This is a genomic window from Thalassotalea sp. PLHSN55 (assembly GCF_052030545.1).
Taxonomy (GTDB): Bacteria; Pseudomonadota; Gammaproteobacteria; order Enterobacterales; family Alteromonadaceae; genus CANMXU01.
Genome location: NZ_JBPDIH010000001.1, coordinates 450,596 through 468,756 on the forward strand (window position 1 = coordinate 450,596; position 18,161 = coordinate 468,756).

13 protein-coding genes are annotated in these 18,161 nt (G+C 39.9%); 8 read left to right on the top strand and 5 right to left on the bottom strand.

Annotation, left to right across the window (positions count from 1 at the left end; all coding sequences use genetic code 11):
- Positions 1–33 precede the first annotated feature (33 nt).
- On the top strand, positions 34–3,021 hold the full coding sequence (locus ACRRSQ_RS02145) for a TonB-dependent receptor domain-containing protein (RefSeq protein ID WP_440874042.1): 2,988 nt from the start codon (positions 34–36) through the stop codon (positions 3,019–3,021).
- 115 nt (positions 3,022–3,136) lie between these two features.
- Here ACRRSQ_RS02145 and ACRRSQ_RS02150 read toward each other — a convergent pair whose 3' ends face one another.
- Positions 3,137–4,492, bottom strand: coding sequence for a YjiH family protein (locus tag ACRRSQ_RS02150; protein ID WP_440874043.1), 1,356 nt, complete (start codon positions 4,490–4,492; stop codon positions 3,137–3,139).
- A gap of 245 nt (positions 4,493–4,737) precedes the next feature.
- Positions 4,738–5,043 (bottom strand): Mpo1-like protein, encoded by a 306-nt coding sequence (locus tag ACRRSQ_RS02155; RefSeq protein WP_440874044.1) that lies wholly within the window; start codon positions 5,041–5,043, stop codon positions 4,738–4,740.
- 443 nt (positions 5,044–5,486) lie between these two features.
- Between ACRRSQ_RS02155 and pnp the strand changes: the two genes are divergently transcribed.
- From pnp to ACRRSQ_RS02170, 3 genes are all read left to right on the top strand, one after another.
- A complete protein-coding gene (pnp, locus tag ACRRSQ_RS02160) occupies positions 5,487–7,610 on the top strand; it encodes a polyribonucleotide nucleotidyltransferase (RefSeq protein ID WP_440874045.1) in 2,124 nt (707 codons plus the stop codon).
- A 127-nt stretch (positions 7,611–7,737) separates the two neighbouring features.
- Positions 7,738–8,643 carry a lipoprotein NlpI gene (nlpI, locus tag ACRRSQ_RS02165; protein ID WP_440874046.1) on the top strand — a complete coding sequence of 302 codons (906 nt, stop codon included), beginning with the start codon at positions 7,738–7,740 and terminating at the stop codon, positions 8,641–8,643.
- Positions 8,644–8,733: 90 nt separating this feature from the next.
- Positions 8,734–10,215 carry a tetratricopeptide repeat protein gene (locus ACRRSQ_RS02170; RefSeq protein WP_440874047.1) on the top strand — a complete coding sequence of 494 codons (1,482 nt, stop codon included), beginning with the start codon at positions 8,734–8,736 and terminating at the stop codon, positions 10,213–10,215.
- 50 nt (positions 10,216–10,265) lie between these two features.
- Here the strand turns inward: ACRRSQ_RS02170 and ACRRSQ_RS02175 are convergent, their stop codons facing one another.
- Positions 10,266–10,487: a hypothetical protein gene (locus ACRRSQ_RS02175; RefSeq protein WP_440874048.1), complete on the bottom strand. Its 222-nt coding sequence runs from the start codon at positions 10,485–10,487 to the stop codon at positions 10,266–10,268.
- A gap of 160 nt (positions 10,488–10,647) precedes the next feature.
- On the opposite strand from ACRRSQ_RS02175, the gene ACRRSQ_RS02180 reads away from it, so the two are divergent.
- Entirely contained in the window at positions 10,648–12,333 is a 1,686-nt protein-coding gene (locus tag ACRRSQ_RS02180; protein WP_440874049.1) for a SufS family cysteine desulfurase, read from the top strand.
- Here ACRRSQ_RS02180 and tcdA read toward each other — a convergent pair.
- Entirely contained in the window at positions 12,330–13,118 is a 789-nt protein-coding gene (gene tcdA, locus ACRRSQ_RS02185) for a tRNA cyclic N6-threonylcarbamoyladenosine(37) synthase TcdA (protein WP_440874050.1), read from the bottom strand. The genes ACRRSQ_RS02180 and tcdA overlap by 4 nt on opposite strands.
- An 880-nt stretch (positions 13,119–13,998) precedes the next feature.
- Complete coding sequence (locus ACRRSQ_RS02190) at positions 13,999–15,285, bottom strand: citrate synthase (protein ID WP_440874051.1); 1,287 nt, start codon at positions 15,283–15,285, stop codon at positions 13,999–14,001.
- Between the two features lie 393 nt (positions 15,286–15,678).
- On the opposite strand from ACRRSQ_RS02190, the gene sdhC reads away from it, so the two are divergent.
- From sdhC to sdhA, 3 genes are read left to right on the top strand one after another with little or no spacing between them, the layout of a single operon-like run.
- Entirely contained in the window at positions 15,679–16,053 is a 375-nt protein-coding gene (sdhC, locus tag ACRRSQ_RS02195; RefSeq protein WP_440874052.1) for a succinate dehydrogenase, cytochrome b556 subunit, read from the top strand.
- Positions 16,047–16,394: a succinate dehydrogenase, hydrophobic membrane anchor protein gene (gene sdhD / locus ACRRSQ_RS02200; RefSeq protein WP_440874053.1), complete on the top strand. Its 348-nt coding sequence runs from the start codon at positions 16,047–16,049 to the stop codon at positions 16,392–16,394. The genes sdhC and sdhD overlap by 7 nt, the downstream gene beginning before the upstream one ends.
- A complete protein-coding gene (gene sdhA / locus ACRRSQ_RS02205; RefSeq protein WP_440874054.1) occupies positions 16,395–18,161 on the top strand; it encodes a succinate dehydrogenase flavoprotein subunit in 1,767 nt (588 codons plus the stop codon).

The window sequence follows — 18,161 nt, forward strand, 5'->3', positions numbered from 1 at the left end:
AGAATTGTTTGAATTATCGCCAACGATTCTTTAATGTCGTTCATACAAAAAAATAATAGAGGATTTTTAATTCTGAGCTGTTTATTGATATTGCACAGATGGCGACATTTGTTCGAAATAGAGGCACTGTTAGTACAAAAACTTAGCGTTTATCGATTTTGGCTGTTGTGTATAGCCAGTTCAATAAGTATGCAGGTAAGTGCTAACGAGGTTATTTATTTTGACATAAAAAAACAGCGAGCTGATAAAGCCTTAATTGCGTTTGGTCAACAAGCCAATCAAACCATTTTATTTTCATTTGGTGAGGTGAAGCAATTTCAGGCCAATGAACTTAAAGGGCATTATTCAGCAGAATCAGGATTAAAAAAATTATTAGCCGTTACTGGTTTAAGCGTTGTAGTACACGAGTCAGGCCATTTGGGCATTCAACCCCAAAAACATGATGGAACTATAACAATGAACAATAAAAAAACAGCGTTAGCGACCTTAATTCCACTTTTAGTAGGCACCGCCAGTCAAACGGCTTTGGCACAAGAAACACCTGCTGCGAGTGAAGAAAGTATCGAAAAAATCTCTATTGTTGGCAGCCGTGTTGCTGGCCGCTCGGCAGATGATTTACCCGTACCTGTTGATATTTTATCGGCAGAAGCCCTAGCAAATACCGGGCAAACGGAAGTAGGGAGGATGTTACAAGCTATTGCGCCTTCTTTTAACTTTTCTACCTCAGCGATCAGTGATGGCACCGATGCACTTCGTCCAGCGACATTACGTGGCTTAGGGCCTGATCAAACTTTGGTTTTGATTAACGGTAAACGTCGCCACCAAGCCAGCTTAATTCATATTAATACTTCGGTTGGCCGCGGTACTGCCGGCACAGATATGAATGCCATTCCGGCTGCAGCCATTAAACGCATAGAGGTATTGCGAGATGGCGCTGCTGCGCAGTATGGCTCAGATGCGATCGCAGGAGTTATCAACATTGTGTTAAATGATGACGATGAAGACGGCAAAGTGGCACTTTCTTACGGGGAATACTCAGAAGGTGATGGCGAAACCACAAACCTTGATATTTCAAAAGGCTTTGCCCTTGGGGAAGAGGGGTATTTAAATACCACCTTAAATATTCGTGATCGTAGCCCAACTAACCGAGCTGGCTTACATGGTTCTTGTCAGTTTTCTGGTTGTACTGAACTTGCCAATGGCGACATGCTTTTAGGTGATCCTCGTGAAGCAACTGCGCCACGCACTACCTTTAGAATTGGTGATGCTGACTCTAAGCAGGTAGCCTTAACCATTAATGCCGGTTATGAATTAGGAGATGGTGAGTTATATAGTTTCATTACCTATTCGAAACGCGATAATCAATCGGCAGCCTTCTTTCGTCATAACAATAACTCGGGCGGCAATGCTCAGTTACAAGATGGCGATGCCACCATCCCTGAAGGTTTTTTACCTAAAATTAACTCAGACATTCGTGATGTTTCTTACAATGTCGGTTACCAAGTTGAATTCTCAAATGATTCATCACTCGATTTATCCTACACCTATGGCTCAAATACCATAGATTATACCACGAGCGATACCATTAACTCTTCGTTTGCTAATGACCTTCGTTACGGTGGTTCTGGTTTAACCGCAGATGAAATTCGAAGCACTATTCCAAGAGAAGCCTATGCCTATGGTCTTGAACTTGCCCTGCAAACGTTGAACTTAGATTACACTAAAGAGTTTGATAATTTCTCTTTTGCGATGGGCGCTGAAATTCGAACTGATGAATATAAAGTAACCCCTGGTGAAGAATATTCATACCGTGATTACGACACCGTTGATGGCGAAAGTTTATATGTTGATGATCGCAGTGCTGGTTCGCAAGGCTTTGGCGGTATTGGCCCAGTGTCTGAAGTTGATGAAACCCGCGATGTGATTTCGTTTTACCTTGATGCCGAAACTGAGTTAACTGAAGATCTAATCGTTAGCGGTGCAGTGCGTTATGATGATTACGAAGGTTTTGGTGACAGTACCAATTTTAAACTCGCAGCGAACTGGTCAATTACTGACGATTTTGCTTTACGCGGTGCAATGAGCACAGGTTTTAGAGCACCTTCAATGCAACAACTGTATTTTAATAATATTAGTACGCAATTTGTCACTAACCCTGACGATCCTACGGGGGATCAAATTGCTGTGCAAATAGGTACTTTTAGAAATGACAGTACCTTAGCACAAGCGATTGGCATTCCTGAACTGAAAGAAGAAGAGTCAACCAACTTCAGCATTGGCGCTGTGATAAAACCCGCTGATGATATTAATGTCACTATCGACTTTTACACCATAGATATTGATGATCGCATTGTTATTAGTAATAAATTAGGTGATGGCCTTTCTACGGCACTTGATGCCGCGCTAAAAGCTGCAGGTGCGGGCGCGGGACAGTTTTTCTTAAATGGTGCTGATACTGAAACCAAAGGGGTTGATATTATTGCCACCTGGAATACTGAAGTGCTTAATGGCGATCTTGATTTAACTTTTGCCGCGAACTTTACTGAAACGGATGTTGTTGATTTATTTGCACCTCAAGATAGTGGCTTAGGCGATATTGACCCAAGTATTATTTTCTCAGAGCAAGATATTTCGATTATAGAAGAATGGCAACCGCAAGATCGCATGAGCTTAAGTGGCTTATATCAAACGGGTGATTTCACCGTTAACTTAGCCTTTAATCGCTATGGTGAATATACGATAACCGATGGTGGCCGCCAAACCTATGGCGCTGAAGTTTTAACGGATTTACGTGTTAAGTATCAGCTAAACGATAATTTATCGTTTAATATTGGCGCAAATAATTTGTTTGATGTGATGCCCGATAAAAACGAAATAGGTAATTCTCGTACTGGTACTATTGTTGATGCTGACGGTAACGTGATTGTCAGTAGCCCAGGTGTGTTTACTTACTCAAGACGTTCAGCGCCGTTTGGTTTTAATGGTGCTTATTATTATGCCGGCGCGGAATTCACTTTTTAAGTGATTGGTTGTGATAAACGTTAACGCAGCCATGTGTTAACTTGAAATAAAAAGGAGCTAGAATTTCATCTAGCTCCTTTTTTAATGATTGCTAACTTTAACACATTTATTAGGGTTAAAAGATTAAATGCGCAACACCCGCAATAACCGGTAAAGTGATTAAGGTTCTTAAAATAAAAATAATGAAAAGCTCACCAATATTGACCGGAATTTTACTGCCTAATAACAATGCGCCAACTTCAGACATGTAAATTAATTGCGTTACTGACATTGCAGCGATGACAAAACGGGTGATGTCGCTTTCAATAGAGGCCGCTAAAATCGATGGAATAAACATATCAGCAAACCCCACTACCATAGTTTCAGAGGCTTTAGCCGCTTCAGGAATCGCCAACAATTCTAAATAAGGAATAAATGGCGCACCTAACAAGCTAAAGAGTGATGTATGCTCTGCCAAAATTAGCGCGATTGTGCCTATGCCCATAACCACAGGCAATACGCCAAAAATCATATCCAGTGCAGTATGAATACCGTGTTTGAGCTCTTTTGATAAACTGGTTATTTTTGCTGCCTTCTCAACGGCGAGTTCAACACCATAATTAAACGAGTTTTTTCCTTGTGGAATAACTTCGTCATTTTGATCACGTTTAGTGCCGTCAATAAGTAAGTCTTTTTTGCGGTTAAGTGGTGGTAGCCTTGGAATAATTAATGCTGCAACAAAGCCAGCTAAACAAACGGCGATGTAAAAGGGAATGAATAAATGTTCAAGTTTTACTTGAGAGATCACTACCATGGAAAAGGTAATTGATACTGCTGAAAAAGTCGTGCCTACAATAGCCGCTTCTCGTTGCGTATATATTTTTTGCTCAAACTGTTTACTTGTTAGCATTACACCAACAGTGCCATCGCCTAACCAAGACGTTGTACAATCAATTGCTGCTCGGCCCGGTAGCTTGAAAATAGGACGCATTATTTTGGTTAATAACGTGCCAACTAATTCAAGCAATCCAAAGTTCAATAGTAGCGGTAATAACAAGCCAGCAAAGAGAAATACCGAAATAAGCACCGGTAATAAATCGTTTAAAATTAAGCCGCCAGTATCGCCACTAATAATAAGTTCGTTGCCAACCTTTAAATAAGTCAGTAAACAAAATGCCGCGCCAAGGATGCGCACAATAAGCCAAGGAAGTGAAACATTGAATAATTGATTTAATAGCGCGTTATTTATTAGCCACTTAGGCTTTACTGTTTTAGCAATAAGCGAAAAAACACCGGTAGTTACCACAACGAGTGTTACTACGAGTGTTAAGTATTGACTGAATTGATTTTGTAATTCCTTAGCTAATATTGCGACAGGAATGGTCATGTTGCCTTGATATTCAACCGGCGTCATAAAAAGGAATAAACCCAATAACGAGGGCAATAAAAACATCAGAAAATTACGTGGCGATTGATTAATTATATTTTTCATACTTATTCAGTTATTTGTCATTTCTATTCATTAATTGCGTTATAGCAATAGTATTTATGCAATGCAATTTAAGTGAGCTACTTTTACGTTAAGGTTGCAAGTCGTTACGTTTGGCAAGATTTTAATGGTGCTTGATTACAATATCGCTTTTTAATTCGTCACGGGGTTAGCTGTTGGCCAGTGACTATTTAGAATATTGACTAATACTCTCAAACAGTATGGTAAAAATGCGAATTAAACGCGTGTTAGAATTTAATTTTTCCTATGAGCATATCTTTAAACATCACCCAGTCACCAAGTAAACTATACAAGGGGTATTGGAAAGTTGCCGGTCTGTTTTTTTCAAAAACAAAGTGACCAAACCACGCAAACCCATAACCTATAAGGGGGACTGCCCATAGCAACTGGACGTGATGTGAAAGCAGCACATAGCAGCAAAGCATGACAATGAGTAATGAGCCGACAAAGTGCAAACGTCGACAGGTTTTGTTGTTATGCTCGCTTAAATAAAAAGGATAAAACTCAGTAAAGTTTTGATATTGCTTTTTCATTATTATTATCGCAATTGTAACTACGTTGTTAAAGATGAAGCAGAGCATAACATAGGTGGCAAGGAGAGTGCCTAATGTCGATATCAAAATTTCATCGTACTTTGTCAAGAATTCATGACTAATAACAATAGAGACAAAATATCTACCGCAAAGATCAACAACCGCTAGTATTTATGTTCCTTTAATAAGCAATGAAATAGAGTTAAGAAAAATATTTCAACAAAGTTGCTTTGGCGCTAGTAAATAAACGGTTTGTTAGTATAATGTGCCTGCAAAATTTTGTTCTTATGGTTATAAGGCGAAATTTTGTAGTGTTTGTAATTTAACTAATCAATCAAACTGTATAATTTTTTGTTCAACTTAATACATGATTTTTGCTGGTTTTAAGTGAATAAATAATTGTACAGATTGATTAAAATCTAAAATATTTAAGGAACTACTTTATGTTCAATCCGGTTACTAAAACCTTTGAGTTCGGTCAACATACCGTAACTTTAGAAACGGGCGCAATCGCTCGTCAAGCAACTTGTGCTGTTATGGCAAGCATGGACGATACTTCGGTATTAGTTTCAGTTGTTGGTAAAAAAGAAGCAAAAGAAGGTCAAGACTTTTTCCCATTAACGGTAAACTACCAAGAGCGTACTTACGCTGCAGGTAAAATCCCAGGTGGTTTCTTCAAGCGTGAAGGTCGTCCTTCAGAAGAAGAAACATTAATTGCGCGCTTAATTGACCGTCCAATTCGTCCATTATTCCCAGAAGGGTTTACTAACGAAGTTCAAGTGATCATTACAGTTGTTTCAGCTAACCCTGAAATTGCCCCTGATATTATTTCTTTATTAGGTACATCTGCAGCATTAGCGATTTCAGGTATGCCATTTAGTGGTCCTGTTGGCGCTGCACGTGTTGGTTACAACGACGGTAAATATATTCTTAACCCATTACAATCTGAGTTAGAAAGCTCTCAACTAGACTTAGTTGTATCAGGTACTGACTCTGCAGTATTAATGGTTGAATCAGAAGCTGACGTATTATCTGAAGAAGTGATGCTAGGTGCGGTTGTTTATGGTCATGAGCAAATGCAAACAGCTATCACAGCAATCAAAGAAATGGCTGCTGAAGTTAATAACCCGAAATGGGAATGGGAAGCACCAGTTAAAAATGCTGACCTAGTCGCTAAAATTGCTGAACTATCTGAAGCACAAGTAAACGAAGCTTACCAAATTACTGAAAAAGCTGTTCGTTATGAAAAAATTGCTGAAATTCGCAACGCTGTTGTCGAGCAATTATTAGCTCAAGATGAAGAGCTTAATGTTCAAGAAGCAAAAGATTTATTCCACGATTTAGAAAAAACAGTTGTTCGTGGTCGTATCACACAAGGTTCTCCTCGTATTGACGGTCGTGATCCTGAAATGATCCGTGCACTAGACGTAATGACTGGTGTGTTACCACGTACTCACGGTAGTGCTGTATTTACTCGTGGCGAAACACAAGCGTTAGTAACAGCAACGTTAGGCACACAACGTGATGCTCAACGTCTTGATACTATCATGGGCGAGAAGACTGATAATTTCATGCTTCATTATAACTTCCCTCCATACTGTGTTGGTGAAACTGGCTTTGTTGGTTCTCCTAAGCGTCGTGAAATCGGCCATGGTCGTTTAGCTAAGCGCGGTATGTTAGCGGTTATGCCTTCAGTTGAAGAATTCCCTTACGCGGTTCGAGTTGTTTCAGAAATTACTGAATCAAATGGTTCATCTTCTATGGCGTCAGTTTGTGGTACATCATTAGCACTTATGGATGCAGGTGTTCCAATTAAGTCTTCTGTTGCTGGTATTGCCATGGGTCTAGTTAAAGAAGGCGACGATTTTGTTGTTCTTTCTGACATTCTAGGTGATGAAGATCACTTAGGTGACATGGACTTTAAAGTAGCCGGTACTACTGAAGGTATTACTGCACTACAAATGGATATCAAGATTGAAGGTATCACACAAGAGATCATGCAAATCGCGTTAAACCAAGCACGTGCTGCTCGTACTCACATTTTATCAGTAATGGATGAAGCTATTGGTGGCGCTCGTGAAGAGATTTCACAATTTGCTCCTCGCATTCATACCATGAAAGTTTCTCAAGATAAAATTCGTGACATCATCGGTAAAGGTGGCGCAACTATTCGTCAACTTACTGAAGAAACCGGTACGACTATTGAAATTGAAGACGATGGTACCGTTAAAATTGCAGCGACTGACGGCGAGCAAGCAAAAGATGCTATCGCACGTATTACTGCATTAACGGCTGAAATTGAAGTAGGTACTATTTACCAAGGTAAAGTTGTACGTATCGTAGACTTTGGTGCGTTTGTTAACGTATTACCAGGTAAAGACGGTTTAGTTCACATTTCACAAATCTCTGAAGAGCGTGTAAATGCAGTAACTGACGTATTATCTGAAGGTCAAGAAGTAACGGTTAAAGTACTAGAAGTTGACCGTCAAGGCCGTGTTCGTTTAAGTATTAAAGAAGCAATGGAAAAGCCAGCTGCAGAAGCTGAAGCTAAGCCAGACGCTGAATAATTAAATAAACGGGTAACGAGATAAGTTTAATTGCTTATTCTCTAACAACTTGTCACATAAAAAGGGAGCTAACTAGCTCCCTTTTTTATATAATCGAAAAAACGAATTCTCTAAGGCAATAATTTTTGTGAAATTTTATATTAAGTTAGTTTTCCTTTTTTTAGTTACGCTAATACAAGCGTGTTCGTCTGTTGGCCAAAACAATGACAGTAGCTCAGTTGGCCAGTTAATTATTGCAGAGCCTTTACCGATTAATTATAAAAGCGAAGTAGCAATTGCTCGTCTATCTGAAGTGATTTCACGCGCAGAAATTACTGATGTGCAAAAAGCACAGCTTTATTATGATCGCGGTGTAATATACGACAGTGTCGGTTTACGTTCACTCGCTCGTTTAGACTTTAACTTGGCGTTGCGTTTAAAACCTGACTTAGTTGACGCTTATAACTTTATTGGTATTCACTACACCCAGCTTCAAGAATTTCCGCAAGCCTATGATGCCTTTGACTCAACAATCGAATTAGCACCAGAGCACGACTATGCCTATTTAAACCGTGGCGTGGCGCTGTATTATGGTGGTCGAGCTGAATTAGCGGTTGAAGATTTAGATTACTTTTATGGTAAACAAGATAACGACCCGTATCGCGTATTATGGCTATATTTAGCTGAACGCGATGTCGATGCAGTAAAAGCACTGCAAAATTTAACTAAGCGTGCGCAATTAGTGAGTGATAATAACTGGGCAAAAGATATCATTGATTTATTCTTAGGTGATGTCGAGCAAAATCAATTTTTGCGTCAAGTTCCAAGGGGCGTGCAGTCAAGTCAAGAGTTGACGGAACGCTTGTGTGAGGCTTATTTTTATTTAGGTAAATATAACCAATTTGCCGGACAAATGAATGCCGCAGCAAACTTCTTTAAATTATCGATGAGCACCAATGTCTATGAATTTGTTGAGCATCGTTATGCAAAGCTGGAATTAGAGCTGATGCGAGCAGACTTTCAATCTCGTGTGAACGCGCAGCCACAAAATTAGTTAGCCAACTTAGCTTATTGATGATTGTGAAAATAGCATAACTCGATGTATAAGCAGCTAACATTCATATTAATTATAATGAGCTTGACGGTGTCACTATCGTCGAGCTCATTTTTTTTAAGCAGAGCATTAACGATAAAGCTGGATAATAATCAGGCCACATCAGCTGAACTTGATTTGGCGACCGAGCTAAAGCTTCCGAGCGCTTATCAATATCATGTAAATCAGCTTAGCTACGGCTCTGAACTTTGGCAAAAATATAGTCAACTATTGGCAAACACTCAGGGGGAACAAGCCTACTTGCTCGCCAATTATTTTTCAGAGCAACAACACCTCGAGAGAGCACAGTTTTGGTACCGTCATGCGATTAACCTTAACTACCAACCTGCCTATTTCGCATTGGCTAAATTACATTTTACAGAAAAACGCTTTGAACAAGCCAAGCAACTATTAGATAAGATTAACCATAATAAAGAAACGGATAGTTTACGTATCCAAACAGCGCTGCACTTAGGACAATTAGCATCGCTTGCCCAGCTATTAAAGCCAATAGAGCAAACTGACCATTTGCCTATGCTAAAACAGCTTGCTGACTATGGCGTTTTTGAGTTACTCATACAACGAGGTTTATTTGATGCGAAACATCAACCTCATCAGCTTTTGGCAAACAAGACAAATTCTGCCTCGACGCAATGTCACAATAGTGTGCAATTTTACGCAACGAACCTCGCTGATTTACAACGGCTTGAGCAGTTATTATCTAAATTTTCAAAGCATCAATTATCGACATACTTCTGTTTTGAAACACCGCGCTATGTACCTTTGCCCGAGCTTAATTGTAAAAAGCGGGCGGGTCAGTCGAAAACATTAGCGATTGAATGTGATGAAAGTTATTGGCAACGATGGGCAGATAATATTGATAGTCGGTATATAGGTATCATGCTGCCAGAAGGTGGCGCCAATGTGCATTTTGGCATTATGTATATTGACCAGCAAGATAACGAGCTTGTATTGGCACATGAACTGTCACATTGGTTGGGGTTTATCGATGAATATCCCCTAAGTGCCCAGCATCAAGCATGTGCATCAATTCAAACAGAACCATTTGCCAATAATATTGTCGTTTTAGACTCATTTTATCAAGGCCGACGTGCAGACGCTCGTCGCCTTATATTAACTAAGCTTCCATGGGCTGAGCAAATTAAATCTTCAACGCCGATTTTAACCGCGCATAAAACAGGTTGGCAGTTGGGTACTCCAGAAACACATGAAAATGAAAATGAAATTGGCGTTTTTAATGCCGACAGTTGCAGCTTATCGAAAACTTTTGCTTATAAACCCACAAAGGGACGTACATTTATGCAGAGCTTCGAAACACCATTCCCATCAAGTTATCAGCGCTTGCTAGATCACTTAAATGGTCGGTTTGCGATGCCAAGTTTTGAATACAATATTGCCTTAGCAAAATTTAAGTTGGGGGATAAAGGGCAGGCAGTTAAATGGTTAAATAGAGCGAGTATGAAAGAAATAGATAAAAGCCGCCAAGAACGAGTTAAAATAGGAGGTTTTTAATTTAATTGCTTCTTTGTGCTTTTATCTATTTTTTGAAAGTGTGTAGCCCTTTAAACAGTTTTTTTCTGTAGCTTGGTCACTTCCTGATGTGAGTGTTTGTGATTCATTTCATTAACAAAAATATGTTGTTTTACAACGGTATTTGGTCTTGCTTTAGCTACTGGCCACATTGATGTATTGTTAAATGCAGTTAACTCTTTTTGAATGGTTTCAGGGCTGTTTTTACTTGTACTGAGATCAGACTTTTGAGCAAACCATGAAAATAGTGACATACGACGTACCTTATTATTCCACTTATTTAGTTATAGTCCATTTAGGCATTATACGCTTTAAATTTAACATTTTTATTACAAATTTTATTCGCTAATATTATGCATTAATTTGATGTATAATGCTCCCTAAATTTTTCCTCTTATTTGTCAATAACCTGTCATGCATACCTTCGAAAAAACAGCATTTCGCGCGCAATTTCCGTTACTCAAAACTCAGGTAAATAATGCTGATTTAGTGTATTTTGACAATGCAGCGACTAGTCAAAAACCCCAGACAGTTATCGACGCTTATCAGAATTATTATCAAGCGCTTAATTCAAATGTTCATCGGGCGTCACACGCTATAAGTGCAAAATCTACATCGGCATATGAAGCAGTGCGAGAGCAGGTGCAAAAGTATATTCATGCATCTTGTCTTGAGCAGGTGATATGGACAAAAGGTACAACGGAAAGCATTAACCTCATTGCCCAAACTTGGGGGCGAGCAAACCTTAAAGCGGGCGATGAAATTTTATTAAGCCAAAGTGAACATCACGCCAATATTGTGCCGTGGCAAATTGTTGCAGAGCAAACTGGTGCTTGCATTAAAGTGCTGCCGTTAACACAAACCGGTGAAATTGATGTATCTGCGCTCGAGCGTTTAATCAGCAGTAAAACGCGTGTCGTCAGTGTGGCGCATATTTCTAATGTTATTGGCAAAATTAATCCTGTAAAGACCATTATTGCGCAAGCTAAAAAAGCCGGTGCAATTACGGTTATTGATGGCGCACAAGCTGTTGCTCACCAGGCGGTTAATGTTGAACAGTTAGATTGTGATTTTTATGTCTTTTCAGCGCATAAGATGTTTGGGCCAACAGGCGTTGGTGTACTTTATGGTAAAAAAGCACTGCTTGAAGCCATGCCGGTTTATCAAGGAGGCGGCGAAATGATAAAACAAGTGAGTTTCGAGCAAACTCACTATAACCAAATCCCGTTTAAGTTTGAACCGGGCACGCCTAATATTGCCGGAGTGATCGCTTTTGGCGCAGCGTTAACATTTTTATCTCAGCAAGACGCTATAGCTATGTTGGCGTACGAGCAGACACTAACACGATATTGTTATCTGAAATTACAGCGCGTGTTAGGGGTGCGATTCATTTGCGAAGGCGAACCTGATGTGCCGTTGTTGTCGTTCACTATCGATGGTCATCATAACCATGATATCGCTGCGGCACTTGACAGTTATGGTATTGCTATTCGTAGTGGTCATCATTGTGCGATGCCGTTAATGACTTATTTGAATATCGGTGGATGCTTGCGTGTATCGCTTGCAGCTTACAATACGCGTGCAGAAGTCGATTTTTTAATTACCTGTCTAAATGAAATTATTGATAGCAGTGCTTCATCAGAGAAAGTTACGGTTGCTGCTAAAACATCGCCACCAGAAAATCCATCAGTATTAACCACTGATGAAATAATTAGTCGCTTTGAAAAAAGTAAAGGCTGGGATCAACGCCATCGTGAAATTATGCTATTAGGCAAAGCGCTTAATCGAATGGATAAATCGTTACGAGGGGAGTCTACCTTAATTCATGGCTGTGAAAGTTTGGCTTGGCTCAGCTTCGAGCAACAAGATAACGGTTGTTTTATTTTTAGCGCTGACAGCGATGCCAAAGTGATTCGCGGCTTACTGATGATTGTGCTAACTGCGCTAAGTGGCAAAACGGCTGAACAAATTAATGAATTTGACCTAGAGAGCTATTTTAAGCGATTAGGTTTATTGCAGCATTTAAGCCCATCAAGAGGTAACGGGCTTAAAGCAATCGTGGCGAGAATTAAAACACTCGTTAACAAATCCCCTGATTAGGCGGCTAACTTTTTACGCAATATTTTTTCGATCGCCTTACCGACGGCAAAAAAGGCAAAGCTTGCTGTTACATGCGTTGCCGCGCCAAAGCCACCGCTACAGTCTAAGCGCATAGCGCCGTCATTTGATTGTTTTGCATGGCATACATTGCCGTCGTTGTCTGGGTAAACCAGTTGCTCAGTAGAAAATACGGCGTCAATCGAGAACTTGCGCTTAACATTGCGTGAAAAATTAAAGTCTCGTCTGAGCTGGTTTCTTACTTTTGCAAGTAAAGGATCTTGGTAAGTTTGGCTTAAATCGCAAATACTAATTTTAGTTGGATCTGTTTGTCCACCTGCGCCGCCTACGGTGATCATCGGCAATTTATTGCGTTTGCAATGAGCAATAATTGCTGACTTTACCCGCACTGAATCAATCGCATCAACAACATAATCAAACTCTTTGGTGAGTAATTGCGCGAGATTATCTTCAGTGACAAAATCTTCTACTTGGTTAACCTGACAATCAGGGTTAATCGCCAAAATACGCTCTGCCATAACCTCGACTTTACTTTCGCCAACGGTTGTTGAAAGGGCGTGTATCTGACGATTAATATTCGTAGTGCAAATATCGTCGAGATCTATTAAAGTGATTTGCCCTAAGCCGCTACGAGCGAATGCTTCGGCAACCCAAGAGCCAACCCCACCAATACCAATCACACAAACATGCGCTTGTTCTAAGGCATGGGCACCTTTAGTACCATAAAGGCGAGCAATACCACCAAATCGAAGTTGATAATCAGACATATATTGAAAATGTAATAGGAAAAATTGGCGATATTATAACAAGCTAATTTTATAAAAATTAGTGTAAAGATGAGTTTATTCGCCCAAAGTTACTGTTTTTAACGATTTGTAGTATTTATTTTATCGATAGTAATTATTAAAACATTTTATAGTTCGCGTGCTTAAATCGCGATAAATTTGCCGCTATTTTTAGTTTAAAACGCCATGAATTGAATACGGCTGTGAAAGGTTTCTAGTATTTAAACCAAATTTGTTTGCTCTGGTGGCATTGGACGATAGCGTTTTGAATAACCAAATGAGAGTTTTATTATCGTCTCTCTTACATAATGTGAGTATTTGCAAGGGGTTGCTAGCGCCTTTCTGAGCTAATAAACATGATTCGCTGAACTTAATATTATCTTTTTATTGGCAAGCTATCGCTTAATTTTAATACGAAAAACGGCAGTGTTAGCGTGTTTTAAACATAACCTTTATTAGTGGCTGTTTAATTTTTAATTCATTTTTATCTTAATTTTATTTTTATAGCTGAAATTTTTTTGTTAATTTGGTTATTTTTTTAACAAATTTTAGCCATTTTTTCATTCAAAATACATCTTTTTTATTTCTTGTGTGAATGGTGTGTATTTATTTAATAAATACTAAAAGCGGCTTTTTTGGCCGTTTTTTTAGAGCTTTTTATCTAATTTCTCTAAAAATTCAGATCAAACTGAGAGGGTTTTCGGTCAAAAAAACAGGATTTTTTACAAGTTAAATCGCAAATTTTACCGATAATCTTTACTCAAAATGCGCAATTTTGGCGCAAAAAAAAGGTAGCTAATTAAGCTACCTTTTGTTGATAAACGCCTATTTAGGTGTATTGAAAGTACCTAAATTAAGTTCATTATCTGTCTTTCAACGGTACGAAATCACGGTCTAATTCGCCAGTATATTTTTGACGAGGACGGCCGATTTTCTGGCCTGGTTGACCTAACATTTCATCCCAGTGAGCAATCCATCCAACCGTACGAGACATAGCAAAAATCACGGTGAACATGCTGGTCGGAATACCAATGGCTTTTAAGATGATTCCTGAGTAGAAATCAACGTTAGGATAAAGCTTCTTCTCAATGAAATAAGGGTCTTCAAGTGCTACTTTCTCTAGCGCCATAGCTACGTCTAGTAGTGGATCTTGAATACCTAATTCGTTAAGTACTTCGTGACAAGTTTCACGCATTACCGTGGCACGTGGGTCGAAGTTTTTGTATACGCGATGACCAAAGCCCATCAAGCGGAAAGAGTCATTTTTGTCTTTCGCTTTAGCAACATATTCGTCTACGCGATCTAGGCTACCAATCTCTTCTAGCATGGTTAAACATGCTTCGTTAGCACCACCGTGAGCAGGTCCCCATAAAGACGCTACACCCGCTGCAATACATGCGTATGGGTTAGCACCAGAAGAGCCGGCTAAACGCACAGTTGACGTTGAAGCGTTTTGCTCGTGATCTGCGTGAAGCGTGAAAATACGGTCCATTGCGTTAGCAACTACTGGGCTTACTTTGTATTCTTCGGCAGGAACAGAGAACATCATGTGAATGAAGTTTTCTGCATAGCTAAGGTCGTTACGAGGGTAAACAAATGGTTGACCCATGCTGTATTTATAAGCCATTGCTGCGATGGTTGGCATCTTAGCAATTAAGCGGTGTGCACTGCGTTTACGCTGTGCTGGATCGTCAATATCTAAGTCGCTGTGATAGAACGATGACAAGGCACCTACAACACCACATAGCATCGCCATAGGATGCGCGTCAGGTAAGAAACCGTGGAAAAAATGTACTAGCTTTTCATGTACCATTGTGTGGTTGGTAATGATGCTTTTGAAGTCGTCGTACTCGGCTTTTGTTGGTGCATTGCCGTTAAGTAAAATATAACAAACTTCTAAGTAATCAGCTTTTTTTGCAAGGCTATCAATAGGGTAACCACGATGTTGTAAAACACCTTTGCCCCCATCGATGTAAGTAATTGATGACTCACAAGAAGCTGTCGCTAGAAAGCCTGGGTCATAAGTAAAGTAGCCTTTGCTACCTAAAGTGCGGATGTCAATTACGTCGTTGCCAGCGGTGCCTGTTAAAATGGGTAAGTCTGCAACTACTTCACCATCAATGCTAAGAGAGGCTTTTGAATCAGCCATAATGTTTTATCCCCTATCAATTGTTTATCTGAATAATTGAACAATTATTCAGTCTTTATGAATATAAAACTGTCGGCTATTCTACTGCAAAATACCCCTAGTAAGTCAATCCCATAATCTGGCGGAAAAGATCCAAGTCAACAAACCGATTAAAAATTCACCACAACAACCAGAAAAGCCCGTTTTTTGCTTTTCATTAAATTGTAATTGGAAACTTTCGTCTATATAATCATGGCGTCCTACATTTTCTAACATTTTCATAACTTTTTTGCTGTGAGTTTGAAATTAAGTTTTTTGGATGTAGTTCGCTGGGGGGTTACTCTTTTGGGTAGTAAAACTCAATGAGTGACAATAAAAAAAAGTAGAAGGCTGTTAAGCTCTTTAGGCACTATTGTGAAAAAACAACGTCCTGTAAATCTGAACCTGTCTACAATTAAAATGCACGCTGCTGCAAAAGCGTCAATTATGCACCGTATCTCTGGTGTTATTATGGTCTTTGCAATCGGCATTTTATTATGGACTCTATCTCTATCTCTATCTTCCGCTGAAGGATTCGCTCAAGTTAAGTCATGTCTTGATGGTGTATTCTTTAAACTAATTATTGTTGGTATCGTGTCCGCTTTAATTTATCACGTACTTGGTGGTATCCGTCACTTACTTATGGATTTGGGCCATTTCGAAGAACTCGATTCTGGTAATGCTAGCGCCAAATTAATTATTGTACTTTGGCTTGTACTGACCGTTTTAGTAGGAGTTAGATTATGGTAAACAACATTGCAACAGTAGGTCGTAGTGGCGTACATGACTTTATTCTAATTAGAGCAAGTGCCCTTATTCTTGCTTTATATACCTTTTTGATTTTAGGTTTTTTTCTTGTAACCTCTGAAGTAACGTATGACGTATGGCAAGGCTTTATGGCTTGCTTACCGGTTAAAATCTTCACTGTGTTAGCTCTTTTCTCACTCGTTATTCATGCTTGGATTGGCGTATGGCAGGTTCTGTCAGACTACATCAAACCAGCGTTCTTTCGTGGGTGTTTACAATTTATTTTTGCCGTAACTTTACTAACGTATTTAGTTGGCGGTTTATTAACAGTGTGGGGTGTTTAAGTGAGCGTTCCAATTCGTGAATTTGACGCCATTGTAATTGGCGCAGGCGGTGCGGGCATGCGTGCAGCACTAGCTATCTCAGAATCTGGCAAATCTTGTGCTTTGATTTCTAAAGTTTTCCCTACTCGTTCTCATACAGTATCTGCGCAAGGCGGTATCACCGTAGCGTTAGGTAATGCTCATGAAGACCATTGGGAACAACATATGTACGATACCGTAAAGGGCAGCGATTATATCGGTGACCAAGACGCGATCGAATACATGTGTAAAACGGGTCCTGAATCTATTATTGAATTAGAAAAAATGGGCTTACCATTTTCTCGTTTTGATAATGGTAAAGTTTATCAACGTCCATTTGGTGGTCAATCGAAAAACTTCGGTGGCGAGCAAGCGGCACGTACAGCAGCAGCTGCTGACCGTACTGGTCATGCACTTTTACATTGTTTGTATCAGCAAAACGTTAAAAACAAAACTAACGTTTACTCTGAATGGTACGCCTTAGATCTTGTTAAAAACTCAGACGGCGCCGTTGTTGGTACGACCGCTATTTGTATCGAAACTGGCGAAATTGTTTACTTTAAAGCGCGCGCTACGGTATTAGCTACCGGTGGTGCAGGGCGTATTTTTGCTTCAACAACTAATGCTCACATTAATACGGGTGACGGTGTTGGTATGTCGCTTCGTGCTGGTGTGCAAATGCAAGATATGGAAATGTGGCAGTTCCACCCAACCGGTATTGCTGGTGCAGGTGTACTTGTTACTGAAGGTTGTCGTGGTGAAGGTGGTTACCTTCTCAATAAAGACGGCGAACGTTTCATGGAGCGTTACGCACCAAATGCTAAAGATCTAGCCGGTCGTGATGTTGTTGCTCGTTCAATGATGACTGAAATTCGTGAAGGTCGTGGTTGTGACGGTCCTTGGGGTCCACACATTAAACTGAAACTTGATCACTTAGGTCGCGAAACCTTAAATCAACGTTTACCAGGTGTATGTGACTTATCGAAGACTTTTGCTCACGTTGACCCAGCTGAAGAGCCAATTCCAGTTATTCCTACATGTCACTATCAAATGGGTGGTGTACCTACGAATGTTAACGGTCAAGCAATTAGCGTTGCTGCAGATGGCACAGAAACAATCGTTGAAGGTTTATTCGCTGTTGGTGAAATTGCTTGTGTATCTGTACACGGTGCTAACCGCTTAGGTGGTAACTCACTACTTGATTTAGTGGTATTTGGCCGTGCAGCTGGTAAGTTCTTAGGTGAATACCTAAATGGCACTGAATTTGGTAAAGAAGCATCTGAGTCAGATTTAGAAGCGTCATTAGCACGTACTCAACGTTGGGAGTCATCTGAAAAAGGTGAAGACCCAGTGCAAATTCGTAAAGACCTGCAGCAATGTATGCAGCTGAACTTCTCGGTATTCCGTGAAGGCGAAGCTATGGCGCAAGGTATGAAGGAATTAACTGAGATCCGTGAACGACTTCAAAATGCCCGTTTAGACGATAAGTCATCTGAATTTAATACTCAGCGTATCGAGTGTTTAGAACTAGATAACTTAATGGAAACGGCATTCTGTTCAGCAAAAGCGGCTAACTTCCGCACAGAATCTCGTGGTGCACATGCCCGTCAAGATTTCACTGAGCGTGATGATGAAAATTGGTTATGTCACTCAATCTATTCTCCTGATACAGAAGAAATGACCAAGCGTGATGTAAACATGGCCCCAGTTCACCGTGAAGCTTTCCCACCGAAAGCAAGAACTTACTAA

Coding starts and splice junctions, on each gene's coding strand:
- ACRRSQ_RS02180 (WP_440874049.1), top strand. CDS start 10,648: ATGCATACCTTCGAAAAAACAGCATTTCGCGCGCAATTTCCGTTACTC.
- ACRRSQ_RS02150 (WP_440874043.1), bottom strand. CDS start 4,492: ATGAAAAATATAATTAATCAATCGCCACGTAATTTTCTGATGTTTTTA.
- ACRRSQ_RS02155 (WP_440874044.1), bottom strand. CDS start 5,043: ATGAAAAAGCAATATCAAAACTTTACTGAGTTTTATCCTTTTTATTTA.
- ACRRSQ_RS02190 (WP_440874051.1), bottom strand. CDS start 15,285: ATGGCTGATTCAAAAGCCTCTCTTAGCATTGATGGTGAAGTAGTTGCA.
- ACRRSQ_RS02175 (WP_440874048.1), bottom strand. CDS start 10,487: ATGTCACTATTTTCATGGTTTGCTCAAAAGTCTGATCTCAGTACAAGT.
- pnp (WP_440874045.1), top strand. CDS start 5,487: ATGTTCAATCCGGTTACTAAAACCTTTGAGTTCGGTCAACATACCGTA.
- sdhD (WP_440874053.1), top strand. CDS start 16,047: ATGGTAAACAACATTGCAACAGTAGGTCGTAGTGGCGTACATGACTTT.
- tcdA (WP_440874050.1), bottom strand. CDS start 13,118: ATGTCTGATTATCAACTTCGATTTGGTGGTATTGCTCGCCTTTATGGT.
- ACRRSQ_RS02145 (WP_440874042.1), top strand. CDS start 34: ATGTCGTTCATACAAAAAAATAATAGAGGATTTTTAATTCTGAGCTGT.